The organism is Rhodococcus qingshengii JCM 15477 (assembly GCF_023221595.1).
Classification (GTDB): Bacteria; Actinomycetota; Actinomycetes; order Mycobacteriales; family Mycobacteriaceae; genus Rhodococcus_F; species Rhodococcus_F qingshengii.
The window spans coordinates 6,319,437-6,346,246 of record NZ_CP096563.1 but is presented as its reverse complement, the minus strand read 5'-3'; the positions used below and the strand labels follow the sequence as shown (position 1 = coordinate 6,346,246).

Sequence of the window (26,810 nt, the reverse complement as noted above, 5' to 3'; positions counted from 1 at the left end):
GACAGAAAAGGAGATTCAATGAGTATCGACGACGAACTGCGCTGGGACGGTGAACTGACCGTCACACGCCATGATCGGGAGACCGGCACGACTTTCGTGATTCGAATCGACTCCACCCGTCTGGGACCGGCGTCGGGTGGCACGCGGGCCGCTCACTATCCCTCCATCGGTCACGCATTGGCGGACGCCGGGAAGCTGGCCGGCGCAATGACTTTGAAGATGGCGGTCTCCGATCTGCCGATGGGTGGCGGGAAGTCGGTAATAGCGCTACCTGCACCGCGCAATCAGATCGACGCCGCAACCTGGACCCGTATCCTCGACATCCACGCCGAGAACATCGACAAGCTCGAAGGAAACTACTGGACTGGTCCTGACGTCAACACCAACTCTTCCGACATGGATCAGCTCAGCCGCACCACCAAATACGTCTTCGGGCGTTCGGTCGGCAACGGTGGCGCCGGTTCCAGCGCGCACGCCACCGCTCTGGGTGTGTTCGAAGCGATGAAGGCCACGGCGCGTCGCCGAGGACTCGGAACACTCGACGGCCGAACGGTACTGGTACAGGGGCTCGGCGCCGTCGGCGGCGACGTCGTCCGTCTCGCAGCGCAGGCTGGCGCACGTCTGCTGGTTGCCGATACGGACCCGCAGCGCCTCGAGGCGGCTTCTCTCGCGGGGCACACGGTCGTTCCTGCCGGCGAGGTCCTCCGAACACCGTGTGACCTCTTTGCCCCCTGCGCGATGGGAGGCATCATTGATTCCGCTGCGGCTGCGTCGATTCCGACTATGGCCGTGGCGGGCGCAGCAAACAACATCTTGACCGATGCCGCTGCCGGTGAGGTTCTGCGAGACCGCGGGGTTCTCTGTGCCCCTGATTTCGTCGCGAACGCAGGCGGAGCCTTTCACCTCGTGGGGCAAGAAGTCTTGGGGTGGAACGAAGACGACGTCGTCGAACGAACCCGCGGGATCGGTCGAACCTTGGACGAGGTGTACTCGTTGAGCGAGGAACGTGGCATCACTACCGAGGCCGCAGCGCTTATGCTCGCCCGGGCGCGGCTATCCCCCGCATCCACCGCCGCCGCCACATCCGCCACCCCCGCTGCAGCTGCCGCCTCCCCCGTCTGAACCGCCACCGTCCGAACCCCCGCTACTTCCGCTGCCGTCGGCACCGATTCCGGCGGCGGAGGCCAAGGCGGGATTGATCATCAGCATCGCCGAACCGGCGAAGAGAGCGGCGGACATTCCCGCCAAACGCGGTCCGTAGGCGGAGAAGGCAGGCTTGTTGCGCGGGGACAGGTAGGCGTGTGCCGTGGTCAGTTCCGAACGTGCCGCCTTGCCAGAGGTGGTTCGATCGAAGTTGAGCCCGAGCAGCGGGATACTGAACCCGGTGACGAGTACGGCGAGAATCAGAAACTCGACGGGCTTGTCGTTGTGCAGTCCGAAAGCAATGCGGACGATACCCACGGCCACCAGGATCTTCAGCGGAACTGTGGAGAGAAAGATTGAACGCCTGGTGCTGTCGGAGGTCAGGTATCCCCGGTCCGCCAAAGAGTTTCGTAGGCGAGCTGTTTCCACCGTCATACGCTCGGCGAGTTGGCGCCGACGATGGGGTAGAGCCTGCTGGGCCAGGCGCTGGTACACGGTGAGGGTGTACCAGTCCAGGGTCTCGTCGCCAGGGCCCAACGGGCGCAGGACAGCGCCGTCGGTGGTGATCAGGTCAGCGCTACGCAGGATTGCCAATGATGCTGCGATGGCGCGTGACTCGCCGGTGAGCATTCCGACTTCCGGAGGCGTCAGTTGCTCGGCGGAATACCCGTGCTCGGTTGAGTACCCGTGCCGGCGTGCCCGGATCATCAGACGCCACCCCAGAGTGAGAACCATGAGCGTGGCCGAAACGGCTATGTAGCCGTAGAGGAAATCCTCGCTGGGGATCCCCCACGTGTCGGCTGCATGCGTGCTCATCCCCCACACCCCCCGCCGCCGCAACTGCTCCCACTGCCGCCACCGCCGTCCGAGCCGGATGATCCGGATGAGGAGCCACAACTGTAGTAGCTCGAACTTCCGCCACCCGGGCTGTACGCGGCGCCCGCAGCTACCGCTCCCGCCAGCGCCGGATCGATCAGAACCAGAGCGCCCGCACCGAAGAGCGCCGCCGAGAGCCCGGCGAGCGAGGGACCGTAGCTCGTGTACGCGGGCCGCAGTTTCGGTGAGAGGTACGAGTTTTCGTGCTTGAGTCGTCGAAGCTCGCTGTCTCCCAAAGCTGTCCGACGACGCTTGATGCGAAGAAGTGGAATCATCAGAGCGAGAACGATGATGGTGAGGAGCAGGAACCCGACCGGCTTACCGCCGGCGATTCCGGCGACGAGACGGACCAAGCCGAGAGCAATTACCGCCACGATCGGAACGGTCCGAAGGGCAGCGGTCAGACCGTCCTGCTGGCGTTGCAAATATCCCTCGTCGATCAACGTCGTACGTAGTTGTGCGAGTGCGATGTTCAGCCGTCCCATCAGACGCACCTGCCGCAGCGGGACCTTTCCGTTGCCGAGTCGCTTGTGCACCGTACGGGTGAACCAGTCGAGACGATTCTTGTCCTCCGCAGTGAGTGCCAGCTTGGTCTTGCCTTCGGTGCTGATCAGCTCGGCGCTGCGCAGAATAGCCATCGACGCCAGCACCGCTTGGTAGTCACTGGTCAAGGCACCGATCTCGGGAGGAGTGAGCGGCCGACGGACAGCGTCGACGACCACCGGTGACCGGCGCGCAGTCATTCGGCTGTACAGCGAGAGTCCGATCGCGACGGCAGCCGCCACCAGGTACCACTGAAGGAAAGTCTGGCTGGGGATCCCCCATGTATCCGTATGATCATGCATCGCACACCACCTCTCGATGAACTCCTGAGACAAGTCCAGTCTCTTTGTCCGACAACTGATGTCAGTATCGGGCCAGTGCCCGGAAAAGCGATATCCGGATGGCCATCGTCACCATTCCGTTACCGCCGAACTGGGGATTTACCGGCCGGTAGGTCGAAGCACGATCTCCGTGGGGTGTGCGTCGGACGGTGTTTCGACGGCAGTGAGTACGGCACGCGCCACAGTGGAGGCTTTCAGGAAGCGCTCAGGGTCGTACTCGTCGCCCTCACCCGCGACGATGTCGCGCTGCATGTCGGTGTCGATCCGTCCGGGGTGAATGGAGGTGACCCGCAGTGCCGGCTCTTCCAGGCGCAACGCATCTCCGAAAGCGCGCAGGGCGAACTTGCTGGCCGCATACGAGCCCCAACCGGCGTTGGCGCGCAGTCCGGCACCCGAATTGATCAGCACGACGTGACCTCCAGCCGCACGAAGCGCGGGCAGGAGAACCCGCGTGAGTTCGGCGACGGCGATGACGTTTGCCTCGAGGGTGCGTCGCCACTGATCGACCGAGGATTCCTCGATGGTTCCGATGTCGGCCACGCCGGCGTTGTGTACCAGCACGTCGAGCGTCGTGATGGACGAGGCGGCGGCGGCGACGGCGTCGTAGTCCGTGAGGTCGAGGGGTAGGGGCGTCGATCCGGGCAGTTCGGCGCAGATCGGCTCGAGGGCCTGTGCGGATCGTGCACCGAGCAGCAGGTCGTGTGTCGGCGCCAGTTCGCGTGCGATGGCAGCTCCGAGGCCGCGACTGGAACCGGTGATCAAGGCAGTAGGACGCATGGTGCGAGCCTATCGAGTGAGGATTGTTCGGCTAGACGAACTTGTGTATTTGTTTACCCACATATTAGAGTTCGACCATGACGACACGCGACGCGAAGAACTTCCGCCGCCTGGGAATTGCCGCCCTCGCCGCCCTGCTTCTGTCCAGCTGTTCTGCGGTGAGTTCTGGCTCCGACGACGACCGCCCGGTGGTGCTCACCACGTTCACCGTGCTGTCGGACATCGCCCAGAACGTTGCCGGCGATCATCTTCGCGTCGAGTCGATCACCAAGGCGGGGGCCGAAATTCACGGCTACGAGCCGACGCCCGGAGACATTCGGCGGGCGAGCGAAGCCGATCTGATCCTCGACAACGGCATGAACCTCGAGGCGTGGTTCGCGAAATTCGTCAACGGACTGGACGTGCCACACGTCGTGGTCAGCGACGGCGTCGAAGGCATTCCGATCGCCGGCGACGCGTATGCGGGCAAGCCCAATCCGCATGCATGGATGTCTCCGTTGAATACGCAGATCTACGTCGACAACATGGTGACTGCTTTCAGCGACCTCGACCCGGACAACGCCTCGGCATTTGCGGAGAACGGCGCGAAGTACAAGGCGGAACTGCAAGCAGTTCAGGACGGCCTGGTCAGTGGGCTGGCGGCATTGCCCGCAGGTCAGCGTGCACTCGTCAGTTGCGAGGGTGCGTTCTCCTATCTGGCCAGGGACGCGGGACTCAGCGAGGCGTACATCTGGCCGGTCAATGCCGAGCAGCAGGCGACGCCGCAGCAGATCATCGCCGCGATCGACTTCGTCCGAGCCAATTCCGTTCCCGCCGTCTTCTGCGAGTCGACGGTCTCGGATGCCCCCATGCAGCAGGTTGTCGGGGCGACCGGCGCGAAGTTCGGCGGAACGCTGTACGTCGATTCGCTGTCCGAAGCCGACGGTCCCGTGCCCACCTACCTGGACATGATTCGCCACGACACCGACGTCATCCTCGGCGGTCTGACCGGCGGTAAATCATGAACGATGCCATTCGCGTCGAAAACGTCAGCGTTCACTACGGCGAGGTCCACGCACTGGACCACGTCGATCTGACGTTGAACTCGGGTAGCGTCTGCGGACTGATCGGCATGAACGGTTCAGGAAAGTCGACTCTGTTCAAAGTGATCATGGGGATGATCAAGCCGGACAACGGTTCTGTGAGAATCGCCGGTCTCGACGCAGCCACTGCGCGCAAGAGCGGCCGCGTCGGATACGTGCCGCAGAGTGAAGACGTCGACTGGACCTTCCCGATCAGCGTCCGTGACGTCGTGATGATGGGCAGGTACGGCCACCTCGGATTCTTGCGACGTCCGCGGCGTGCAGATCGCGAGGCGGTGGCAGAGGCCCTCGAGCGGGTGGAACTCACCGAATTTGCGGATCGTCAGATCGGTCAGCTCTCGGGTGGTCAGAAGAAGCGCGCGTTCGTCGCACGCGGCATTGCTCAGGACGCGTCGATACTGTTGCTGGACGAGCCGTTTGCGGGCGTCGACAAGCGTTCCGAGGCAACGATTTCGATGCTGCTACGAGAGTTGGCTTCCGACGGCCGGTCGATCTTGGTCTCGACCCACGATCTCCACGCTGTGCCGAAACTCTGCGACGAGGCGGTACTGCTCATGCGCAAGGTCCTGGTGCATTCCGACCCGGACACCGTGCTGCAACCGGAAAACCTCGCCCTGGCTTTCGGTCTCGACGTGATGGACAGGACCTGATCGATGAACCTCGTAGAACTCCTACTTGATCCTCTCCAGTACGGATTCATGGTGCGCGCGTTGGCCGTTGCGGTTGTGGCAGCGGTTGTCTGCGCGGTGCTCAGTTGTTGGTTGGTGCTCATCGGGTGGTCGTTGATGGGCGACGCCGTCTCGCACGCCGTGCTGCCGGGTGTTGTCCTCGCTTACGTCGTCGGCGCTCCATTTGCGATCGGGGCCTTGATCTTCGGGTTGATCGCCGTAGCCCTGATCGGACTGATCCGTAACACCAGCCGCGTCAAGGAAGACGCCGCGATCGGTATCGTCTTCACGACTCTCTTTGCGTTCGGTTTGGTTCTCATCTCGGTGACCCCCAGCCAGACCGATCTCAACCACATCATTTTCGGCAACCTGCTGGGGGTGAGCTCGTCTGATCTTCTGCAGGTCGCGATACTCGGCGCGTTGGCGTTGAGCATTCTGTTGATCAAGCGTCGTGATCTGACGTTGTTCGCCTTCGACCCGATCCATGCGAACGCGATAGGTCTTTCGCCCAAGCGCCTGGGTGCGCTGCTACTCGGCGTCCTCGCGCTCACGTCCGTTGTGGCGTTGCAAGCCGTCGGCGTCGTGCTGGTGGTGGCGATGCTGATCATCCCCGGCGCGACGGCCTACCTCCTCACCGACAAGTTTTCGCGGATGCTGGTGATAGCTCCCGTCGTTTCCGCAGTCTGCGCGATTGCCGGTATCTACGTCAGCTACTACCTCGACACGGCTTCCGGTGGCATGGTCGTCATGACGCAGGGCATCGTGTTCGCTCTGGTGTACCTGTTCAGCCCGTCGCAAGGGGTGATCGCGAAATGGACTTCGCAGCGGCGTAGTACCCGAGCGGAGTACAGCGCCGCGGCGTACGAGCCTTCCTGATCGTTCGTCCAGTTAACAATCCGCTACCAAATCGGGTAGGTTCGTACGGGCATTCGTCACCACAACATTCCGGCCGCAACGATGCCGGCTGCAAGACGATCGGTGGTGACGCCTTGAACACCGATGGGTTCTTCGATGACGCAGTTCCGAGCGCGACGCACGTGGCTGGTTCTCGGCGTCGTTGTCGCGGTCATCGCTCTCGCCGGATCCGGGCTGCTCAGCCCACGAACTTCGGTTCTGGTGGACGATATCGCCCAGCTCGTCGGCGGAGCCACCGCAACTGCGGTCTGTTGGTGGACATCGCGGCGCTATCACGGCGTCGAGCGGCGTTGGCGAACTCTGATGGCTCTGGGTATGGCCGGCTGGACTCTCGGGATGTTCTTTTGGGCGTTCTACCGCTCGGTTCTCCACGTTCCACTTCCGTCGCCGTCGATCGCGGACATCGGTTTCTTCATGTTCCCGGTGTTCGCCGTGCCGGCGCTTCTGTCGTTGGTGCGTCAGTCGCCCCGGCGTGAGGCGATCGGTCCGATCCATCTCTGGCTCGTGCTGACGCTCGACGGTCTTGTCGTTGTCGGTGGATTGTTCATCCTCACGTGGACGACCGCCCTGGGCGCCGTCGTTCATACCGGTCCGACGGGATCTCTCGGGTTTCTTGTCGCGGTGATGTATCCGATCACCGACTTCGTTCTGATCGCCATGGTCTTGCTGATGGTCATCGGACCGAAGGCCGTAGCAGAGATCCGTGAACCGCTGACGTTCCTCGGGTGCGGGTTGGTGATGCTCTCCCTATCGGACAGCCTGTACGCGTACTTGGTGGCGATCGGCGCCGAGAGTATGCCGACCATCGCCGATGCCGGGTTCATCGCGGGGCCGCCGTTGATCGCCTTGGCGGCGCTGACGAAGCGAACCGAGCCTCGGAACCGCAACGCGCCGCAGCAGTGGCGAAGCGATCGGACTCAGTTGCTGCTGCCGTATCTGTTGATCGCGGTGATCGCGACGATCGTGACTGTTCAGGCGCTGATCGTCGGCAACCTCGATGCCGTGGTCGTGATACTCGGCGTCGGCGTGTTGGTTCTCGCGCTGGTGCGCCAAATACTCACGCTCCTCGAGAACGACGCGCTCCTTCAACAGATCTCCGCTGCCCAGGACGAGCTGAGGTACCGAGCACATCACGACCCACTCACCGAGCTTGCAAACCGGGCCGCGTTCGACGAACACTTTGCGAGCGCCATCGACGACTATCGCCAGACGAACTCCGATTGGGTGCTGATGCTTGTCGATCTGGACGACTTCAAACAGATCAACGATCGATACGGGCACCCGGCCGGCGACCGGTTACTGGTTGCTCTCACAGCACGTCTGCGCGAAGCGGTTCCCGAGGGTGCGTTTGTCGCTCGATTCGGTGGCGACGAGTTCACAGTGCTCCTGCAGGGCACGATCGACGACGCCGTCGTCGTGGCTCGCCGGATCGTCGACGCGCTCAGGTCCGATCAGACTGCAGACACATCGGTGTCGGTGGGTGCGAGCGTTGGTGTCGCGCATTTCGAGTCCGCGCAGTTCGAGTTCGGGGACGAACCGCTCAGCGCGCACACTCTTCTTCGCCAGGCCGATGCGGCGATGTACGAGGCGAAGAGAAGTGGGAAGGGCGCGGTCGTTGTCTACGGCGACCGTCGCAAATGGTTATCGCCGTAGTAGTGCGAAAATCGTTGCCGGTGAACCCGATCCGGCCTTGTTGATCGCACCACCGACAAGGATGCTAGCCCCGGTGGTTGGCAGGGCGGCAAGATTGTTCAAGTTCTCCAGGCTGATTCGATGCTTGTCGTACAGGATTGTCGAGACGGGGTAGGTTTCGTCGTTTCCGAGGTCGGGACCGAACGTGTCGGTTCCCAATGCTCCGCGGGTGCCCAAACGGCCGGTGTCTATCAGCCACCGCGCCGCGTCCACCGAGAAGCCGGGCTGGTGGGTGACGCCCTCGGCATCGGAGTTGGCATATTCTTCGCTACCCCAGCGCGATTCCCACCCGGTCCAGAGAACTACGGCCGCTCCATCGGGGATCTTGCCGTTGCGCGTTTCCCATTCCTGCAGGTCCGCGACCGTGAGCGCATAGTCCGAATCGGCGGCAGCCTTGTCCCGGATGTCGATCTTCACTGCGGGGAGGAAGAGGTCCGCCGGATCGAGTTGGTCGGCTGTGAGGCCGCCTTCCTGGAAGTGTGCGGGTGCGCCCCAATGCGTGCCCGTGTGCTCACCTTCCTTGACGTACTGGAGGTAGTAGCCGTCGTCTGCGATGGTGGCCGCTGTGTCGAGAGTGAACTCGGGGTCGCCTGGAAAAACCGGCGTCGTCGCCGGGTCGTTCACGTGTGAGAGCGAAACAACCGACAACTGTTCGTTCAACGGACTTGTTGCGTCTTGACTGCTTCCGGAACTGCTACCCATGTCGATCACCTGAGGTCCCGCTACCAGCGCCAGACCTGTGGCTGCGCGCTGAAGTAACTGCCGTCGTTTCATCGATCCCCCGCCAATTTGTCCGAATTGAGAGTGTTGCAATCACTTTCGCTCCTTGAACACTAGGACAGAACCTTAGGCTGCTGCGGACCATGACGACCACTCCACATCGCGGACAGCTATCACCTGTCCGTGCGGTCGGTGATCTACGTACTGCGGATACTTTGCGGCCAAAGCATCGATCGCGCTCTCGGACTCCTTGGTGCCGGGGTCGAGAACCTCCGCATGTCCGTCGACGCGGACCCACCAGAGCGCGGACCAGTCGTCGTCGTAATGATCGACCAGCAGGCTTGCGCGCCCCGTCTCGGTGATGTTCCGGAGCCTGCGAAGAGCGGTCGTGGTTTTCGGTTTGTGGTCGACACAGGAATAGACGGTGCCGCCGACCAAGACGAATACCAGCGGCACGATGTGCGGAACGCCGGCCGCATCTGCCGTTGCCAGGTGAGCCACCCGCGCGGCTTCAAATCGTGCTCTCGGGTCGTCCATATTCACAGCGTAAGGGGATCAAGGGTTGCCGCGAGCCGCTGCTGACGGAACAGTGGTCTCATGGAACCGGATGAAGCGCTTCGGGAGATCGCCTACTGGCTCGAACGATCACGCGCTGAAACGCACCGCGTCAAGGCCTATCGCCGAGCTGCGGAGGTCTTTTCAGGATTGTCCGACGAGCAGAAGGAGTCTCGCCGGAAAGCCGACAGTTGGAAGGCCCTCACCGGCATCGGGCCGAAGACTGCCACGATTATCGCTCAGTCGTACGACGGCATCCCCGAGTATCTCGAGGAACTGCGGGGGCAGGCTGAGCCCATCGGCGACAGCCCATTGCGACAAGCGCTGCGCGGCGACCTCCACACCCACTCCGACTGGTCCGATGGTGGAAGCCCCATCGAAGAAATGATGCGACGCGCAGCAGCACTCGGCCATGACTACTGCGCCCTCACCGACCATTCGCCTCGCCTCACAGTTGCCAACGGGTTGTCCGCGGAGCGCCTACGGTCTCAACTCGACGTGATAGCCGGGTTGAATGCCGAACTGGCGCCCTTCCGCATTCTCACGGGAATCGAGGTGGACATCCTCGAGGACGGTTCACTCGACCAGGATCCCGATCTGCTCGACGAACTCGACATCGTGGTGGCGAGCGTCCACTCCAAGCTGCGGTCCGAGCGTGAGGCGATGACCCGCAGAATGCTTGCTGCAGTGCGAAACCCGCGTGTCGATATTCTCGGACACTGCACCGGGCGTCTTGTCGAGGGTGCTCGCGGAACCCGGCCCGAGTCGCAGTTCGACGCGGAGAAAGTGTTCGAGGCCTGCCGCGAATCAGGCACAGCCGTTGAGATCAATTCCCGACCGGAGCGTCGTGACCCGCCTTCGCGTTTGATCGAGTTGGCCCGCGATCTCGATTGTCTTTTCTCCATCGACACTGACGCCCATGCCCCCGGTCAGCTGGCTTGGCAGGGCTACGGCTGTGACCGGGCCGAAAAGTGCGGCGTCGAAGCCGATCGGGTGATCAATACCTGGACCGCCGAAGATCTTTTGGAGTGGGCGGGCAATTGACGGTCTCGGCACGCGCGCTGCTGTCGGTGCCGTTGGTGGCGTCGCTTTGCCTGGTCACCGCTTGTTCGGCTCCGTTCTGGCGAGATTCGGTGTACTTCACACCTCCTGAGGCTCGGGTGTTCGAGACTGCCGACTGTCTCGGAATTGAAGTCGCATGGGGCCTGTTCGGTGTCGATCTGTATTCGCGTCCGAAACACGAAACAGGGTATCTTCCATCTGATTTCGATCCAGTGGCAGTATTTCGTTGCGAAGTCGGCGAAGATGCCTCCGGAGCGCTAACCGTCGACATGGTTCGACTCGAAGGTGACGTAGCCGCCGTCAAGGATGCATATCGTGTCGACTCCAAACGCTTTCCCGACAATGTCGTTGCGAGTTGTGTCACAAGCGAACTGGTTCCCGTCAAACTGTGGATGGCCAACAGCGCCGGACAAGTGATGTTTCCGGCCTGGCCGTCGAGTCCGTGCGGCTTTCAAGTCGGGCCTCTCGATTCGCTTCGATCTCTGCATGAAGTCGAACGTGTCCGAACTTCGTTGAGTCTTTCTCCGACGATGGCGAATTGCGATCGCTCGTCTGCCGTTCAATTCGACCGGACAGATGCCAGAGAAGTTGACAAGGCGCGCGAGCAGTTCGAGAGAGGCGAAGGCTATGACCCGCTAGACAATGAGCTGGCTACGCCTGTCGCTGATGCCGCAGGACTATCCGTGTGCCGGCATGAATCTCAGACAGACGTGGACGTTATTCGCCTGTCCGAAGCGGAGAGTCGAGACGTGGTTGCCGCCATAGCCGATGCTCCTATAGCTCAGCCTTGTGATCAGATCGCGACAGCGACAGCATCATCAACCCTCCTACGGGTTGACGGTTCGGGTGGTACTCCTGTGAGCGTGGAGTTGGATGGATGTCGCCGCGCCGCCCTTTCCGGCTATCGAAGCACGCCGGAATGGGTCACCGAGGCGTTTGCTCGGTGACCTCCGGGTTCAGATCCGCGTGGTGGAGCGGCGGGGTTTCCGGTCGGGGTCGATGCCCGGTGGTGGGATGAACCAGGGCAGGTGATCGGTGCCCATTCGGATTTCCCATTTGCCGGTGAATCCGGGTTTTCGGTGCATCAGGGTGTGGTGGGTTCGGCAGAGCAGGACCAGGTTGTCCATGACGGTTGGTCCTCCTTTGGCCCAGTGTTTGATGTGGTGGGCGTCGGTCCAGGCGGGGACGCAGTCGCAGCCGGGGAAGGCGCATCCTTTGTCGCGGGCGATCAGTGCGGTTCGTTGTGCCGCGGTGACAAGCCTTTTGAGTGGGGTGACATCGAGTGGGGCACCGTTTCCGTCGAGGAGGACGCTGGAGAGCATGCAGTCGCAGGCGATCATGCGGGTGCGGCCGACGCTCAGTGGTCCCATCCAGGGCATGTGGCCGACATCGAGATCTTGTTTGTCGAGATCGCGAAAGTCGAGATCGAGCATGCCGGGATCGTCGTCCTCGGACGGGGCAGGTGTTGAGCCATCACCCGTTGTGGCGCATTCACGGTGGTGGGCCAGGTCTTTGGCGTTGATGTGCACGTTCAGGTGTGGGCGTTGGCCGCCGTCGATGCCGGTGGCAGCGTTGTCGAGGTAGCGCCGGATGAGTTCTGCCATGGCGTCTGCGTTGCGTGTGGCGGCGGGTCGTTTGTCGGGTGTGCCGTCTTCGGCGGGGGTGGGCATGGAGAGGTTGGAGAGGGCGGAGAGAAGCATTTCGCCGGTCACTCCGTCGAAATCGCCTCGGACGGCGACTCTTCCGTTGAGGGTGGGGGAGATGCGCAGTTCGTTGCGGTCGGTGTCTTCGCTTGGTGGTGGGTCGTCGGATTCGAACATGTGCTCGAGGACGCTGATGGCGTAGCGCAGTTTGACGGTGGTTGCTTCGGTTCCGGATGCTGCGGCGAGGAGTGTGTCGCGGCAGTACGGTAGTGCGGCGTCGGGCATTGCCTTGGGTGGGGATTCGCAGAACGCCACGATCAGTGCTGCGTGCTCGAAAGTGAGGTCACCGGCATCGAATTGGTCTTCGATCTCGGGAAACGACCGTAGCGCTTTGCCCAGGGCTGCGATTCTTCTGCCGGTGGAGATCTGCAGCATGGTGTGGTTCGCGAGCCATTGTCCGGTGCCGCGGTAGCAGAGTACTTGTTCGTCCGGGTTCAACGTCAGGGTGTCGACAGCGGCCACTCGAATGGCTTCCAGGCGAAGGATTTCCGCTGACGCGGTGATGGCGATCTCGCGGACGTCGCTGGGGTGAAGCCGCCACAATCGTCCGCGCACACCCACGGCGGAGTTGTTGACCACGTCGGTGACGGCATCGTCGGTGATGTTGATCGTCATGAGAACCCCCCGTTCCACCTCCCATCATACTCGAACATACTTTCGAGTCAAGGGCTTTTTCGAGAAGGTGAGGTGGGCCCGGCCGTCGTGATTCTGTTGTTCGAGAGCAGATTCCGTCGCTAGAGCATCAGCGCCGGATCTGTAGTCAGTTCGATGTTCAGCCACGGTTCGTAGGGGAGATCGGCGAGGCTGGTGGCGAACGAGCGTCGTACTGCGTCTTCACCGTCGATGTCCCAGCTGTGTGGCGCGACCATGAACGTCGCTTCGACATACAGCTTGCGACCCACCTTGCTCATGGTGAGAGTCGGTTCGTCCAAGCCGAATTCGTCGCGGACGACGGCGATGGCTTCGTGCACGCGGGCCTGAACGTTTTCGCCGGGAGCACCTTCGAGGAGTTCGATCAGTGCGGTTCGCAGAAGTGCGTACGGTTGCGGGACCAGCATCGCGCAGCCGAGGAGGACCAAGACGGAGTCGACATATCGGTCGGCGTCGGAGAAATCGGTGCGGCCCAGGATCATTGCGACGACAGCACCGACCGCGACCAGCGCGCTGAAGGCAGCCGACGCTCCCCATTGCCTGGCTTCGGCGACGAGCAGATCAGATGTGCGGTCGACTTGTCCGACGTAGCGCCAGATGATGATCGACACCACTGCGCTGACAGCGCCGTATGCCACCAGAGACCCCGCGGTGACGTCGGCTCCGCCCGCGAGGATGACACGAACTGCCTCGACTGCGGCGTAGGCGAGCGTCGCCAGTAGTGCCATGCCCTGGACAGCGATGACGACCGGGATCAATGCCTCCTTTCCGAACGGGAAGCGTGCGGTGGGGCCCGAGTCGGCTATCCGCGAGACCCGCAGTGAGATCGCCGTCAACACCATTCCGATGAGGGCGTACACACCGTCGAGCAGGATCACCTGGGACTGCGAGATCCAGCCCCAGAATGCGGCGAGCACAGCCAACGCCGTTGCGACCACGAGCGAGTACCGCAGGGCCATGCGTTCGCGGGTAGCGCTGTCTTCCTTGGTGCCCATGAATTCCAAACCGCCTGTCCGTTTCGATATTCCTTCACGTAGGAATACCAGCAACGACGCGCAGGCACGGGATCAGTGGACCAATTGCGCTGCCAGATCGAGAAAGTCCTCGGCGTTGATGTCGAACTCGTCGGAGAAGGACACATCGGGATTGCCCCTGGCTCCGAATTCGAGTGGTCGAGCTATGAAGGCTGTGCGGAATCCGAGAGCTTTGGCCGCCCGGATGTCGTATTTGTGACTGGCAACCATCATGATCTCGGCCGGGTCGTACCCGAGATATCGAGCGGCCAGGTGGTAGATCTTCGGATCTGGTTTGAAGACGCCGGCCATTTCGGCAGTGAAGACGGCATGCCATGGCAGATTTCCGTGCCGGGAGATGCTGACTGCGGCATTCACGTCGGCGTTGGACAAGGCAGCGATTGTGTACTGCTGGCGCAGGGTTGTCAGGCCGGCGACAGTGTCGGGCCACGGGTCCAGGAATTTCCAGGCGGTGGTGAGTTCTTCCTGTTCGGCATCGGAAAGTTCGATGCTCTCGCGGGCCAACAGCTTGCGCAGAGCCTCGCGGTACACCGAATGTACTGTCACCCATTCGCCTGTGGAGTCGTCGGCCTCGGAGGTGTTCGCGAAGTACTCAGCGCGCCAGAGATTGACGAATCTTGGCCAGTCCACGTCGGCGTCGGTGATTCGACGGGCCTCTCGGCACAGTGTGCTGTGAAAATCGGTCGCTGTGCCCTGGACGTCGAACAGCAGTGCTTTGATCTTCTCGCGCACTAGGCCTCCACTCCGAGATCACCTGACGGACTTCCTTCATTATTGCGGCTGCAGCGCCGGATTCGTGCTCGGTGAGCGCAAAGGCTCGACGCGTCGCAAAATAGACATCTATGGCCGACCGCGGATTTACCCCGACTCAGCTCGCCGCCCGAGCTGCCTACTTGCTGCGCGGAAACGACCTGGGCACGATGACCAGCGCTGCCCCGAAGCTGTATCCCCACATGTGGAGCTGGGACGCCGCGTTCGTGGCGGTAGGTCTGGCGCCGCTCAGCGTCGAACGGGCGGTAGTAGAGCTCGATACCTTGCTCTCGGCTCAGTGGAAGAACGGAATGATTCCGCACATCGTGTTCGCGAACGGTGTCGACGGCTACTTCCCCGGCCCGACGCGGTGGGATGTCAATGCGTTGGCAGCGCATGCTCCTTTGGGTACCGCTACATCGGGAATCACCCAACCCCCCGTTCACGCGATCGCGGTGCAGCGGATTCTCGATCATTCGCGTCGGCACGGACGTACGACGCGTGCGGTCGCGGAAGAGTTCCTCGACCGGCGCTGGAGCGATCTGGTTCGGTGGCACCGGTGGTTGGCGGAGGCCCGCGATCTCGACGGCAACGGCCGTATCGCGCTCTATCACGGGTGGGAATCTGGGATGGACAACTCTCCGCGGTGGGATCTGGCGTACGCGAATGTTGTTGCGGGACAAGTTCCTGCGTATCAGCGTGCTGATCTCGCTGTGGTGACGGACCTGTCTCAGCGGCCCACGGATAACGAATACGACCGCTACCTTTGGCTTCTCGAAGAGATGAAGGCCGTGCGGTACGAGGATTCTCAACTCGCCACTGCCATGAGTTTTGCCGTCGAGGACGTGTTTGTCAGTGCGGTTTTCTCGATGGCATGCGACGTCTTGGCAACTATCGGTGAGGAGCATTCGCGGCCGAACTCCGACGTCCGTGATCTGCGCGGTTGGGCAGATCGATTCCGGCAGGGCGTGATTGCCACCACCGATGAACGATCAGGTGCAGCAAAGGATTTCGATCTTCGCACCGGGCGATGGGTTCATACCGAGACCATCGCGATGTTTGCGCCGTTGCTGTGCGGCGGCCTGAGCCGCGATGCCGAGCGCGCTCTGTTGCGCACTTTCGAGGGGCCCAAATTCTGTGGTCACCCGGACATGCGGTTTGCTGTCCCACCGTCGACGTCTCCGGTTTCCGGCGATTTCCGCCCGCGGGAGTATTGGCGTGGCCCGGTGTGGCCGGTGATCACGTGGTTGTTCTCGTGGGCGTTCGCGCGTCGGGGGTGGGCCGAGAGATCGCACGTGTTGCGTTCGGAGGGTTTGCGGCAGGCCAGCGATGGCAGTTTTGCCGAATACTACGAGCCTTTCACCGGTGAGCCGCTGGGCAGTATGCAACAGTCGTGGACCGCTGCGGCTGTTCTCGATTGGCTCGGTTGAGTGAACATTCCTTGAATTAGGGGACAAAACGGACTAGTCGACCTTAGTCTCGGGAAATGGTCGAGCGACGGATCGTCAGGACACTGGGCAAGCTCACCCCGATCGCGATGGCAGCTGCCATCGCGATCACGGCACCTGGCCTCGCCGCTGCCGACGCTCCCCGTGGCCCGGACGTCTCTTCGTGGCAACACGTGGACGGAACCGGAATCGACTGGTTCCAGGTCAAGGCGTCAGGGCACGAGTTCGCGATGGTCAAGGCCACCGAGTCGCTCAACTACGTCAATCCGTACTTCATCCAGGATTGCCTGGTCATGCGTGCTGCCGGCGTCTCGCGCGGGGCCTACCACTACGCAGACGTTCGCCAGTCCCCCGAAGCCCAGGCCGCCTTCTATTCGGCGATCGTCCTGGGTATCAACGGACCTGGTGACCTCCCGCCCGTTCTGGATCTCGAGGACGCGAAGGGACTGCCCGCCGGGCAGGTCATCGACTGGACTCATCGCTACTTGAATACAGTCCAGACACTCACCGGGCGGCAGCCCATCATTTACACGTATCCCAACTTCTGGCGTACTCAGATGGCCAACACCACCGAGTTCAACCACTACCCGCTGTGGATCGCCGATTACAACGGGCAGAACGCACCGGGGCCGCTACCCGGCGGTTGGTCCAACTGGACTTTCTGGCAGTACACCAGCACCGGACGCATCCCCGGAATCACCGGAAACACAGATATCAACGTCTACAGCGGAGCCCAGGGCGATTTCGATCGCTACGCCAACAGTGTGGGGTTCGGCAGCAGCTAGGTTGCGGCGGGGCCTTTGGCTCCGTGGTGCCCGGTTCGGGCCCTTTCGCCCTCGATGCATTTGCCTCGAGGTACGCGGAAGGGCCCTTTTTGGCACTCTTGTGACGCTTGGCTGGTTAGTCCGGTTGTTGCTCGTCAGTTACGAGAATTCTGCCGGGCGGTAGCCACGGTCGCTGAACTTTCGACTAGCTGAGCAGGATCAGAAAATAGCTATGGCAGAAAATGAGCAGAACTGCTCTGCCTGAAAAGCTACAAAACGGACTTGAAGTTGGGTTTGAATCGAAGGCGGCCGCCCGGTTTCGGGCGAAGTTGGTGCCTCGCAATCCAATTATCGGAGCCTCGGGATGCTTCGTTACCGGCAGCCGTCGCTGAGTGCGGTCTGGATCAATTCGATCAATTTCGACGTGCTCGCACGGGTGATCGGACTCCATTCAGGACGGGGTTTCCGACCGTCGTTCGAGGGTCTGTGGCGCATCCAACAGGCCTTATCCATATTGGGCATTTGTCCAGATTCCGTACCTTCCTTGAGGTTGGTCGTCACCCGATCTGGTCAGCGGAAACGTTGAATGTCATCGCGTTCGCCGCGGTGCCGCACTCCGAGGGCTGAATTGTCCGCTCGGACAACACTGCTCCTCGAAGCTTGTCCGATCTACGAACAAAAACGTCGATCGGTCTGCTTTGTCCGACTTTCGATGGGCAAGATCCCGGTTATCTGTTATCTTGTTTCTGATAACTGGAAGGTTGCTCTCGATTTGCGCGGATTTCGAGGGCCAAGGTCCTGTTCAGGACGGCTCTTCCAACACGCAGGTGTTTCCGAAGAGGAGCTCGAATGACAGGACCGGCAACAGCGTCCGGTGTGAGGTCGATCAGCCGAAAACAGGCGCATCGACCCGAACCAACCGATCAACCGGGAGTTCGCGCCAGCGCTCTCGCATCTCCGTCCATCGAACATCGATCAGGCACATCCTGGGGAGTAAGAAATGCCTAACGACATACCGCCGACAAGGTCGGCCATATTCACCGCAGGGCTCCCGCCCTGGGTGCGAGCGTGGACGGTGGTATGGACCGCCATCGCGATGATTCTCGGTATCTCCGGCGCGACGGCAGTGGTTGCGTCAGCGCAGCCGGCCGCGACGCTCGGCGGCCCCGTTCAGGCTCAGGCGCCGGCTCGCGCCGCTGTTCTTCCGGATGAACAGCCTGCAAAAGGCTGCGCATTCAGCGCCCCCGGCACCGGTCCGTTCTCGCAGAACATCTGCTGGATCGATATGTCGACGCTCGATGCGGCAACGGCTGCTTCTGCGGCAGGGCAGTCGATGGAAATCCAGCTCACCGACGGTTACAAGATCAACTTCAAGGCTTTCCTCACCGACTCGGTAGCGGGAAAGACACACCAGGGGATCGAAACGAAGGCATTTCCCACGTTGCACTATGCAGCGTTGGGAACTTCCGCGTACACGGGTGTGCCGACGACGATCAAGCCGGCGATCTACCAAACCTCAGCCACCGCTGGTCAGTCCGGTGGAACAGTCTCGCTGAAGAACATCGTGATGACGGGGCCGAATGGCGCCGTCAACAACTACGGGCTCGTAGCAGCCGACGCCGAGTCGACAGACGCGAATATCAATACTACGAACGACCGTGAATTCCTCACTTTCAATTCGGACAAGCCTCTACGGCAGATCGCACGTACCGTCGGTGACGACAGTGATCCTGCCTACCCCGGAATTCGGGCCTGTGACGGTGGGCTGACGGGTATGCCAGCCAATACCGTCCGATGCGATTCGTGGAACAACGTCAATGGCCAGGGGCGCACGCCCGGAACGCTGGTCGTTGCATCGACTGCTCCGACAAGTTTCGCAGCCACTTTCGGAAATACCGTTCAGGCGACCTCGCGTCAGGGCCTGGCGTTCGGTGTGCTGCTGTCGAAGGTCAAGATCGACAAGGACCTCACGCGCGTCACCCCCGGTGACGATTTCACTATCGGCATGAGCACCGGACACCACGCTGATGCAGGCGCCGCTGCAGCAACCGAGATCAAGAGCACCACGACCGGTGCGACTGATACGACGGCATCGACTGGCTGGCGGACGCTCCTCGCAGATACCACGCCCACCCCTGTCACGTTCTGGGAGAAGCCAACTACCTCGGCGACCAAGACCGCGAACTATGCGACATCGTGGGATTGCCAGGTAAACGGCGTGACCCAGGCCCTCAGGGTCGGTGACGTTGCGCAGGCAGCACTTACACCGGGTGACAACGTGTATTGCAAGGTCAAGAACACCCCGGTTCTCGTGAAGAAGTCGTCGTCACCACCTACCGGTGAGACGGTCAATATCGGCCAATCAATCACCTACACTCTGAATTTCGAGAATCCGGGCACTGCGCCGGCAACGATCGACTACACGGACTACCTCGCCGACGTCATTGATGACGGAACAGTTGCGGTCGGTGCTGCAACCGGCGGACTCACCGCCGCATTGAACGGCGCCGACAAGATCAAGGTCGGCGGCACGTTGCCGGCCGGCGGCAAGGGGACAGTCACATACACCGTCACTGTCAAAGACGGCGGCAACAAAGTTCTGAACAACTATCTGGTTCCGGGGACTACAACTCCCCCCACAACATGTGATCCTGCAACCAATCTCTGCACGACGCATCCCATGCCTGGTTTCACGCTGACCAAGACGGCTGATCCGGTTTCCGGTTCGACGGTTCAGGCCGGCGACACCATTACGTACACCGTCACCGGTGCCAACACCGGCAAGACGGCCCTGACTCCCGCGACGATCAAAGACGATCTGAGTGCGGTTCTCAACAATGCTGCTGTCGTACCGGGCTCGCTGAAGGCGACCATCGACGGTGCTCCTGTTGCTGCTCCGACTCTGTCGGGCAGCACTTTGTCGTGGTCCGCGAATCTCCCGGCCGGTAAGTCTGTTGTTCTGACATACCAGGTGAAGGTCAATGCCGGCGTTGTCGCGGGAACGGTTCTGAACAACAAAGTCACCGGTACAGCGAAGCCGCCGACCGGTCCGGACATCACTCCTCCTCCGGTGGAAACGAATCACTCGGTTCCAGGTTTTACGCTGGCGAAGACTGCCGATCCGATCTCCGGTTCGACGGTTCAGGCCGGCGAGTCGATCAAGTACACCGTCACCGGCACCAACACCGGCAAGACGAAGCTTGATCCGGTACAGATCAATGACGATCTGGGTGCGGTCCTCAATAATGCTGCTGTCGTTCCTGGTTCGCTGAAGGCGACCATTGACGGAGCTTCCGTGGCTGTTCCGACTTTGTCGGGTACGACGCTCTCGTGGACTGGCGTTCTCGAAGCCGGCAAGTCGGTTGTCCTGACCTACGAGGTGAAGGTCAACGACGGTGTCGCTGCGGGTACGGTCTTGAACAACAAGGTCACGGGTACTGCGAAGCCGCCGACCGGTCCGGATATCACTCCGCCGCCGGTTGAGACGAATCACTCGGTTCCCGGTTTCACTGTCGCGAAGACTGCGGATCCTGCGTCGGGTACCGGCGTCAATGCTGGTCAGACGATCACGTATACGGTGACCGGTACGAACACCGGTAAGACGACGCTCAATCCTGTTGTGTTGACTGATGATTTATCGAAGGTTCTCGACAACGCGACGTTGGTGGACGGTTCGCTGAAGGCGACAGTCGACGGTGCTGCTGCCGCTGCTCCGACGCTCTCGGGGACGGCGCTCTCGTGGACTGGTGTTCTGGAGCCGGGTAAGTCTGTTGTTTTGACTTATCAGGTGAAGGTCAATGCCGGTGTTGCCGGTGGCACGTTGATCAACAACAAGGTCACCGGTACTGCGAAGCCGCCGACGGGTCCGGAGATCACTCCTCCGCCCGTGACGACGGAGCATCCGGTTCTGTCTCCGAAGATTGCTGTGGTGAAGTCTTCTGATCCGGTGTCGGGTTCGAATGTTGTTGCCGGTCAGGACATCAAGTACACGCTTTCGTTCTCGAACACCGGTAACGGTGCGGGTGAGGTGGCGTACTTCGATGATTTGCGTCAGGTTGTGGACAAGGGTGCATTGAGTGGTTTGGCTGCTGATGCTCCGTTGGTTGCGACGATGGTCGGCAGTGATGGTTTCTCGGTGACGGGGACCTTGGCGGCCGGCGAAACGAAGACGGTGACGTATTCGGTGAAGGTCAATGCCGATGTGGTCGGTGGGGTTTTCGTGAACAACTTCGTTGTTCCGGGGACGACTCCGCCGGTTGATCCTCCGGAGGTGTGTGATCCGGTGACGCAGCTGTGCACGACGCATCCGGTGGTGTCTCCGAAGATTGCTGTGGTGAAGTCTTCTGATCCGGTGTCGGGTTCGAATGTTGTTGCCGGTCAGGACATCAAGTACACGCTTTCGTTCTCGAACACCGGTAACGGTGCGGGTGAGGTGGCGTACTTCGATGATTTGCGTCAGGTTGTGGACAAGGGTGCATTGAGTGGTTTGGCTGCTGATGCTCCGTTGGTTGCGACGATGGTCGGCAGTGATGGTTTCTCGGTGACGGGGACCTTGGCGGCCGGCGAAACGAAGACGGTGACGTATTCGGTGAAGGTCAATGCCGATGTGGTCGGTGGGGTTTTCGTGAACAACTTCGTTGTTCCGGGGACGACTCCGCCGGTTGATCCTCCGGAGGTGTGTGATCCGGTGACGCAGCTGTGCACGACGCATCCGGTGAAGGTTCCGGGGTTCACGGTCGCGAAGGCTGCGGATCCGGTGTCGGGTACCAATGTTGCTGCGGGTCAGACGATCACGTATACGGTGACCGGTTCCAACACGGGTAACACGACTCTTGATCCGGTGGTGTTGACCGATGATCTGTCGAAGGTTCTCGACAACGCGACGTTGGTGGACGGTTCGCTCAAGGCAACGGTTGACGGTGTCGACGGTGCTGCTCCGACCCTGTCGGGCACCACGCTCACCTGGACCGGTGCATTGGAAGCCGGTAAGTCGGTTGTCCTGACCTACCAGGTGAAGATCAACGACGGTGTCGCCGGCGGCACGTTGATCAACAACAAGGTCACCGGTACTGCGAACCCGCCGACCGGTCCGGAGATCACTCCTCCGCCGGTGACGACCGAACACCCGGTGAAGGTTCCGGGGTTCACGGTCGCGAAGGCTGCGGATCCGGTGTCGGGTACCAATGTTGCTGCGGGTCAGACGATCACGTACACGGTGACCGGTTCCAACACGGGTAACACGACTCTTGATCCGGTGGTGTTGACCGATGATCTGTCGAAGGTTCTCGACAACGCGACGTTGGTGGACGGTTCGCTCAAGGCAACGGTTGACGGTGTCGACGGTGCTGCTCCGACCCTGTCGGGCACCACGCTCACCTGGACCGGTGCATTGGAAGCCGGTAAGTCGGTTGTCCTGACCTACCAGGTGAAGATCAACGACGGTGTCGCCGGCGGGGTTCTGATCAACAACAAGGTCACCGGTACTGCGAAGCCGCCGACGGGTCCGGAGATCACTCCTCCGCCGGTGACGACCGAACACCCGGTGGTGTCTCCGAAGATCGCTGTGGTGAAGTCTTCTGATCCGGTGTCGGGTTCGAATGTTGTTGCCGGTCAGGACATCAAGTACACGCTTTCGTTCTCGAACACCGGTAACGGTGCGGGTGAGGTGGCGTACTTCGATGATTTGCGTCAGGTTGTGGACAAGGGTGCATTGAGTGGTCTGGCTGCTGATGCTCCGTTGGTTGCGACGATGGTCGGCACGGATGGTTTCTCGGTGACGGGAACCTTGGCGGCCGGCGAAACGAAGACGGTGACGTATTCGGTGAAGGTCAATGCCGATGTGGTCGGTGGGGTGTTCGTGAACAACTTCGTTGTTCCGGGGACGACTCCGCCGGTTGATCCTCCGGAGGTGTGTGATCCGGTGACGCAGCTGTGCACGACGCATCCGGTGGTCTCTCCGAAGATTGCTGTGGTGAAGTCTTCTGATCCGGTTTCGGGTTCGAATGTTGTTGCCGGTCAGGACATCAAGTACACGCTTTCGTTCTCGAACACCGGTAACGGTGCGGGTGAGGTGGCGTACTTCGATGATTTGCGTCAGGTTGTGGACAAGGGTGCATTGAGTGGTTTGGCTGCTGATGCTCCGTTGGTTGCGACGATGGTCGGCAGTGATGGTTTCTCGGTGACGGGAACCTTGGCGGCCGGCGAGAGCAAGACGGTGACGTATTCGGTGAAGGTCAATGCCGATGTGGTCGGTGGGGTGTTCGTGAACAACTTCGTTGTTCCGGGGACGACTCCGCCGGTTGATCCTCCGGAGGTGTGTGATCCGGTGACGCAGCTGTGCACGACGCATCCGGTGAAGGTTCCGGGGTTCACGGTCGCGAAGGCTGCGGATCCGGTGTCGGGTACCAATGTTGCTGCGGGTCAGACGATCACGTATACGGTGACGGGTGCGAATACGGGTAACACGACTCTTGATCCGGTGGTGTTGACCGATGATCTGTCGAAGGTTCTCGACAACGCGACGTTGGTGGACGGTTCGCTGAAGGCGACTGTTGACGGTGTCGACGGTGCTGCTCCGACCCTGTCGGGCACCACGCTCACCTGGACCGGTGCATTGGAAGCCGGTAAGTCGGTTGTCCTGACCTACCAGGTGAAGATCAACGACGGTGTCGCCGGCGGGGTTCTGATCAACAACAAGGTCACCGGTACTGCGAAGCCGCCGACGGGTCCGGAGATCACTCCTCCGCCGGTGACGACCGAACACCCGGTGGATGGCACACCCGCGATCGAGGTACTGAAGTCCTCTGTTCCGTCCACCACGAACCGTGTGGTTGGCGGCCAGGAGATCACGTACACGCTCACGTTCAAGAATGTGGGCACCGCGGATGGTGAGATCAGTTTCTACGACGATCTGACCGATGTTCTCGACGATGCAGTAATGACGAAGGATCCGGCTACCACTTCCACGCTGGTTGTTTCGGGTGTCGTCGACAACGTCTTCACGGTCACCGGCAAGCTGGCCAAGGGTGAGAGCGCGACCGTGACGTACACCGTCAAGGTCAATCCTGAGATCGGAACGTTGTCAGGTCCCGGATTCACTCCGGGTGTCCTGAACAACTACCTGGTGGTTGGTGGCGAGAACCCGCCAGTGGACTGTGTCCCGGGCGACGCTCTCTGCACCGAACACCCGATAGACCCGCCGGAGACCACCACTACGGTGCCGCCGACGACCACCACGACGCCGCCGGTCACGACGGAGCCCTGTGTTCCTCCGACGACGACCACGCGGATGGTTCCGACGACAACGGTTGCGACGACGACGGCTAGCGCGATCACTGCCGGTGACGCTGATGTGACCGGTACGGAGGAATCCACCACCACGGAGGAGACCACCACAGAGGAGACCACGACAGAAGAAGTTGTCGCGGAGGAGATTGTGGATCCGTGTGGCGTGACGACAACGACGCCGCCGACGACAACGCTGCCGGTCACGACAGTTCCGCCGACCACGACGGTTCCGAACACGACGGTGCCGGTTACACCGACGATCATCATTCCCCCGATCGTCGTTGTGCCTCCGATCGTCGTACCGCCGACGGTTCCGGGTCAGCCGGTTCCGAGCACGGTTCCGGGACAGCCGAAGCCGCCGACAGCAAACCCGGGTCAGCCGGGTCAGCCGAAGCCGTCTGCTCCTCAGGGCGGGACGATCAACTCGGGTGGTGGCGCTGGTGAGAGTGGCGTGAACACCGGGTTGCTCGCAGCAGGTGGATTGGTTCTGCTGCTGGCGCTGGGAACGGGTGTTGTTCTCCTGACGCGTAAGCGTCGCGAGGACGGTGACAACTGATTCTCTTGAGAATCTGAGGTAAACGACGTGGGGCAGATCGCAGAGTATGCGATCTGCCCCACGTCGTTTTCATGTGTGTTACGAGCCGAGCCGAGATCCGTCCTTCTTCCAGGCTGCAACTACCGACGGGCGAGGCTGGGAAGAACCACCGTCTGGCCAATGGGATGCGGGGCTTTCGATGCTGGCGTCGTCGGTCTCGCCGGGGTGCTGGACGCAGACGATGACGCGCTTCTCGTCCACGATGGGGCCGCAGGTTTCGGCGCCGACGGGAACGGTGAGGAACTGCTTTGTCTCACCGCGGTTTTCGCCTTCGAGGACAACGCTGAACAGCCCGTCGTTGGACTTGAGTGCGTTGCCGTCGGTGGAGATCCACAGATTGCCGTGCGGGTCGAAGGCAAGGTTGTCCGGGCATGAGATGGGGCTGACCTTGCCCTTGTCGAACCCGCCGAAGTAAGTATCGGCTGTGGCCGGATCTCCGCAGACGAGAAGAAGATTCCAGCCGAAGGTGGTGCCGGCGTGGTCGTCGGCGATTTCGAGGACCTGGCCGTTCTTGTTGTTGTTCCTCGGGTTCGCCTCGTCGGCCGCGGCGCCGCCGTCGACTCCGCGCTTGGTGTTGTTGGTCAGCGCGACGTAAACCTTGCCGCTCTTCGGGTTTGCCTCGAAGTCCTCGGGGCGGTCCATCTTCGTTGCCCCGACCTTGTCGCCGGCCTGGCGGGTGAAGACAGCTACCTCTTCGGCACTCATGCCGTCGACCAGCGATTCGCCCTTGCCGTCTTCGCCGGTGCGCAGGATGGCTACCCACTCGCCGGTTCCGTCGAACTTACCGTCCGACGGAAGTTTGCCGCTGCCGTCGATCTCGCCGGCGGAGTTTCCGCTGAGCTTTGCGACGTACAGTGTTCCGGCGTCGAGCAGAGTCATGTTGTGGCGCATGGCTGCTTGACTCTTGCCGTCCTGCATCTTTCGGCTGGAGACGAACTTGTACATGTAGTCGAAGCGCTCGTCGTCGCCGCTGTAGGCGACGACGGTGCCGTCCGACGTGATGTAAATGGTGGCGGCTTCGTGCTTGAAACGTCCGAGCGCTGTGTGCTTGATCGGAGTCGACGACGGATCCCAGGGATCGATCTCGACGACGTATCCGAATCGGTTGACCTCGTTGGGTTCTGCGACCAGATCGAACCGCTTGTCGAAGCGTTCCCACTTGCGCTCGGAAGCGGCACCGGCAAGACCGTAGCGCTTCAGCCGTGCTGCCACCGTGGGATCGGTGACACCCTCGGCGTTCGCGAAGTACTGGTTGAAGTTCTCTTCGCCGGAAAGCACTGTGCCCCAGGGGGTGACGCCGCCGGCGCAATTGTTGAGGGTGCCGAGCACTTTGGTTCCCGTGGGATCGGCACTCGTCTTGAGGAAGTCGCTACCTGCAGCGGGGCCGGTCACGACAAATTCCGTGGTTCCGGTGATGCGGCGGTTGTTCGATCCGATCTCCGGTACGAGCTTGCCGTTGTCGGATTCGCCCTTGACCTGGACGACCGACAGTCCGTGGCTGGCGAGGCCGATCTTGAACTGCTCCTCGGTCGGGTTCTCCGCATCGTAGCCGCGGAACATCGCCGGCTCGGTGGAGTATTCGTGATTGACCACGAGTAGGTAGGTGTTGGGCTGCCCGTCGACCGGGAGCAATCCGGCGAAGTCGTTGTTGAATCCGAACTGCAGTTCCTGCGCTGCCGCAGTCTGCTTGTCGAAGTCGAAAGCCGGGGCGCCGGCGAGAACGGCGTCACCCCAGCGAATCACGACGGCTTGATCGTATCCGTCAGGGACGGTGACCTTGTCTTCCTTGTTGGGCGCGACAGCGCTGAAGTTCGTCCCCGTTGGTGTCGATCCGCCGCTGCTGCCGCTCGTCGAACCGGTTCCCGGTTCCGCACTTGCGGATTCGTCCGAACACGCGACGAGGGCGCTGCCCGCTCCCACCGCGAGGACTGCCATGCCGCTGCCCCGGAGCAAGCCGCGACGACTCAGCGCTGTGCGTGCGATGTCGCGGAAGTACTCGCCGCCCGAGGTGTTGGGGACCTCGTGAGAGCACGCGTTTCCGCACTTGTACTGGCAGGTGATCGACGCGCGCGCAGACACGCCGTCGTGTTTGACGAACAAGGCCAAAGGCTTGATAGCCACCGTGAACTCCCGAGATTCGATGTACGGACTTCGGGAACCGTAGAAGCTCTAAGCAAGGGTAAAGGAACGTAAAAATGAACGGC

19 protein-coding genes are annotated in these 26,810 nt (G+C 61.5%); 10 read left to right on the top strand and 9 right to left on the bottom strand.

Features of this window, described 5'->3' with window-relative positions; all coding sequences use genetic code 11:
- Positions 1 to 18: 18 nt before the first annotated feature.
- Positions 19 to 1,122 (top strand): Glu/Leu/Phe/Val dehydrogenase family protein, encoded by a 1,104-nt coding sequence (locus M0639_RS29290; protein ID WP_064075708.1) that lies wholly within the window; start codon positions 19 to 21, stop codon positions 1,120 to 1,122.
- Here M0639_RS29290 and M0639_RS29285 read toward each other — a convergent pair.
- The 3 genes from M0639_RS29285 to M0639_RS29275 form a co-directional block, all read right to left on the bottom strand.
- Positions 1,054 to 1,959, bottom strand: coding sequence for a TIGR04222 domain-containing membrane protein (locus M0639_RS29285; RefSeq protein ID WP_058037577.1), 906 nt, complete (start codon positions 1,957 to 1,959; stop codon positions 1,054 to 1,056). The two genes, M0639_RS29290 and M0639_RS29285, sit on opposite strands and share 69 nt — an antisense overlap.
- Positions 1,956 to 2,864, bottom strand: a complete 909-nt coding sequence (locus tag M0639_RS29280; protein WP_054186860.1) for a TIGR04222 domain-containing membrane protein — start codon at positions 2,862 to 2,864, stop codon at positions 1,956 to 1,958. Before M0639_RS29280 ends, M0639_RS29285 begins: the two co-directional genes overlap by 4 nt.
- A gap of 138 nt (positions 2,865 to 3,002) precedes the next feature.
- Positions 3,003 to 3,680 carry an SDR family oxidoreductase gene (locus M0639_RS29275; RefSeq protein ID WP_007729052.1) on the bottom strand — a complete coding sequence of 226 codons (678 nt, stop codon included), beginning with the start codon at positions 3,678 to 3,680 and terminating at the stop codon, positions 3,003 to 3,005.
- Positions 3,681 to 3,757: 77 nt separating this feature from the next.
- Here M0639_RS29275 and M0639_RS29270 point away from each other — a divergent pair, with 77 nt between their 5' ends.
- From M0639_RS29270 to M0639_RS29255, 4 genes are all read left to right on the top strand, one after another.
- Positions 3,758 to 4,684, top strand: a complete 927-nt coding sequence (locus tag M0639_RS29270) for a metal ABC transporter substrate-binding protein (protein WP_047272640.1) — start codon at positions 3,758 to 3,760, stop codon at positions 4,682 to 4,684.
- Positions 4,681 to 5,412: a metal ABC transporter ATP-binding protein gene (locus tag M0639_RS29265; RefSeq protein ID WP_047272639.1), complete on the top strand. Its 732-nt coding sequence runs from the start codon at positions 4,681 to 4,683 to the stop codon at positions 5,410 to 5,412. The genes M0639_RS29270 and M0639_RS29265 overlap by 4 nt, the downstream gene beginning before the upstream one ends.
- A gap of 3 nt (positions 5,413 to 5,415) precedes the next feature.
- Positions 5,416 to 6,306 carry a metal ABC transporter permease gene (locus tag M0639_RS29260; protein ID WP_064075709.1) on the top strand — a complete coding sequence of 297 codons (891 nt, stop codon included), beginning with the start codon at positions 5,416 to 5,418 and terminating at the stop codon, positions 6,304 to 6,306.
- A 135-nt stretch (positions 6,307 to 6,441) separates the two neighbouring features.
- Positions 6,442 to 7,998, top strand: a complete 1,557-nt coding sequence (locus tag M0639_RS29255; protein WP_063315366.1) for a GGDEF domain-containing protein — start codon at positions 6,442 to 6,444, stop codon at positions 7,996 to 7,998.
- Here the strand turns inward: M0639_RS29255 and M0639_RS29250 are convergent.
- Together M0639_RS29250 and M0639_RS29245 are read right to left on the bottom strand one after the other, a co-directional pair.
- The gene (locus M0639_RS29250) at positions 7,987 to 8,739 is read right to left on the bottom strand and encodes a cyclase family protein (protein ID WP_007729041.1); all 753 of its coding nucleotides are present in this window, start codon (positions 8,737 to 8,739) and stop codon (positions 7,987 to 7,989) included. The genes M0639_RS29255 and M0639_RS29250 overlap by 12 nt on opposite strands.
- Before the next feature lie 144 nt (positions 8,740 to 8,883).
- A complete protein-coding gene (locus M0639_RS29245) occupies positions 8,884 to 9,294 on the bottom strand; it encodes a TIGR03668 family PPOX class F420-dependent oxidoreductase (protein WP_030537452.1) in 411 nt (136 codons plus the stop codon).
- A 60-nt stretch (positions 9,295 to 9,354) separates the two neighbouring features.
- Here M0639_RS29245 and M0639_RS29240 point away from each other — a divergent pair, with 60 nt between their 5' ends.
- Positions 9,355 to 10,356: a PHP domain-containing protein gene (locus M0639_RS29240; RefSeq protein WP_003942580.1), complete on the top strand. Its 1,002-nt coding sequence runs from the start codon at positions 9,355 to 9,357 to the stop codon at positions 10,354 to 10,356.
- A gap of 116 nt (positions 10,357 to 10,472) precedes the next feature.
- Complete coding sequence (locus tag M0639_RS29235; protein ID WP_230691793.1) at positions 10,473 to 11,321, top strand: hypothetical protein; 849 nt, start codon at positions 10,473 to 10,475, stop codon at positions 11,319 to 11,321.
- A 9-nt stretch (positions 11,322 to 11,330) separates the two neighbouring features.
- Here the strand turns inward: M0639_RS29235 and M0639_RS29230 are convergent, their stop codons facing one another.
- From M0639_RS29230 to M0639_RS29220, 3 genes are all read right to left on the bottom strand, one after another.
- Positions 11,331 to 12,692 carry an HNH endonuclease signature motif containing protein gene (locus M0639_RS29230; protein ID WP_248671219.1) on the bottom strand — a complete coding sequence of 454 codons (1,362 nt, stop codon included), beginning with the start codon at positions 12,690 to 12,692 and terminating at the stop codon, positions 11,331 to 11,333.
- A 119-nt stretch (positions 12,693 to 12,811) separates the two neighbouring features.
- Entirely contained in the window at positions 12,812 to 13,723 is a 912-nt protein-coding gene (locus M0639_RS29225) for a cation efflux transmembrane domain-containing protein (protein WP_042449892.1), read from the bottom strand.
- A 72-nt stretch (positions 13,724 to 13,795) separates the two neighbouring features.
- Entirely contained in the window at positions 13,796 to 14,494 is a 699-nt protein-coding gene (locus tag M0639_RS29220) for a haloacid dehalogenase type II (protein WP_007735269.1), read from the bottom strand.
- Positions 14,495 to 14,604: 110 nt separating this feature from the next.
- Between M0639_RS29220 and ggh the strand changes: the two genes are divergently transcribed.
- The 3 genes from ggh to M0639_RS29205 all read left to right on the top strand — a co-directional run bounded on the left by ggh (position 14,605) and on the right by M0639_RS29205 (position 24,567).
- Entirely contained in the window at positions 14,605 to 15,942 is a 1,338-nt protein-coding gene (ggh, locus tag M0639_RS29215; RefSeq protein WP_042449890.1) for a glucosylglycerate hydrolase, read from the top strand.
- A 107-nt stretch (positions 15,943 to 16,049) separates the two neighbouring features.
- The gene (locus M0639_RS29210) at positions 16,050 to 16,745 is read left to right on the top strand and encodes a glycoside hydrolase family 25 protein (RefSeq protein WP_371714689.1); all 696 of its coding nucleotides are present in this window, start codon (positions 16,050 to 16,052) and stop codon (positions 16,743 to 16,745) included.
- A gap of 979 nt (positions 16,746 to 17,724) precedes the next feature.
- The gene (locus M0639_RS29205) at positions 17,725 to 24,567 is read left to right on the top strand and encodes a DUF7927 domain-containing protein (RefSeq protein WP_248671218.1); all 6,843 of its coding nucleotides are present in this window, start codon (positions 17,725 to 17,727) and stop codon (positions 24,565 to 24,567) included.
- Between the two features lie 78 nt (positions 24,568 to 24,645).
- On the opposite strand, the gene M0639_RS29200 is transcribed toward M0639_RS29205, so the two are convergent.
- Positions 24,646 to 26,727 (bottom strand): PhoX family protein, encoded by a 2,082-nt coding sequence (locus M0639_RS29200; protein ID WP_064075486.1) that lies wholly within the window; start codon positions 26,725 to 26,727, stop codon positions 24,646 to 24,648.
- Between the last annotated feature and the right edge of the window lie 83 nt (positions 26,728 to 26,810).

What these genes read in the sequence shown, in the direction of transcription:
- M0639_RS29290 (WP_064075708.1), top strand. Translation starts at nt 19, where the DNA reads ATGAGTATCGACGACGAACTGCGCTGGGACGGTGAACTGACCGTCACA.
- M0639_RS29285 (WP_058037577.1), bottom strand. Translation starts at nt 1,959, where the DNA reads ATGAGCACGCATGCAGCCGACACGTGGGGGATCCCCAGCGAGGATTTC.
- M0639_RS29280 (WP_054186860.1), bottom strand. Translation starts at nt 2,864, where the DNA reads ATGCATGATCATACGGATACATGGGGGATCCCCAGCCAGACTTTCCTT.
- M0639_RS29275 (WP_007729052.1), bottom strand. Translation starts at nt 3,680, where the DNA reads ATGCGTCCTACTGCCTTGATCACCGGTTCCAGTCGCGGCCTCGGAGCT.
- M0639_RS29270 (WP_047272640.1), top strand. Translation starts at nt 3,758, where the DNA reads ATGACGACACGCGACGCGAAGAACTTCCGCCGCCTGGGAATTGCCGCC.
- M0639_RS29265 (WP_047272639.1), top strand. Translation starts at nt 4,681, where the DNA reads ATGAACGATGCCATTCGCGTCGAAAACGTCAGCGTTCACTACGGCGAG.
- M0639_RS29260 (WP_064075709.1), top strand. Translation starts at nt 5,416, where the DNA reads ATGAACCTCGTAGAACTCCTACTTGATCCTCTCCAGTACGGATTCATG.
- M0639_RS29255 (WP_063315366.1), top strand. Translation starts at nt 6,442, where the DNA reads ATGACGCAGTTCCGAGCGCGACGCACGTGGCTGGTTCTCGGCGTCGTT.
- M0639_RS29250 (WP_007729041.1), bottom strand. Translation starts at nt 8,739, where the DNA reads ATGGGTAGCAGTTCCGGAAGCAGTCAAGACGCAACAAGTCCGTTGAAC.
- M0639_RS29245 (WP_030537452.1), bottom strand. Translation starts at nt 9,294, where the DNA reads ATGGACGACCCGAGAGCACGATTTGAAGCCGCGCGGGTGGCTCACCTG.
- M0639_RS29240 (WP_003942580.1), top strand. Translation starts at nt 9,355, where the DNA reads ATGGAACCGGATGAAGCGCTTCGGGAGATCGCCTACTGGCTCGAACGA.
- M0639_RS29230 (WP_248671219.1), bottom strand. Translation starts at nt 12,692, where the DNA reads ATGACGATCAACATCACCGACGATGCCGTCACCGACGTGGTCAACAAC.
- M0639_RS29225 (WP_042449892.1), bottom strand. Translation starts at nt 13,723, where the DNA reads ATGGGCACCAAGGAAGACAGCGCTACCCGCGAACGCATGGCCCTGCGG.
- ggh (WP_042449890.1), top strand. Translation starts at nt 14,605, where the DNA reads ATGGCCGACCGCGGATTTACCCCGACTCAGCTCGCCGCCCGAGCTGCC.
- M0639_RS29210 (WP_371714689.1), top strand. Translation starts at nt 16,050, where the DNA reads ATGGCAGCTGCCATCGCGATCACGGCACCTGGCCTCGCCGCTGCCGAC.
- M0639_RS29205 (WP_248671218.1), top strand. Translation starts at nt 17,725, where the DNA reads ATGCCTAACGACATACCGCCGACAAGGTCGGCCATATTCACCGCAGGG.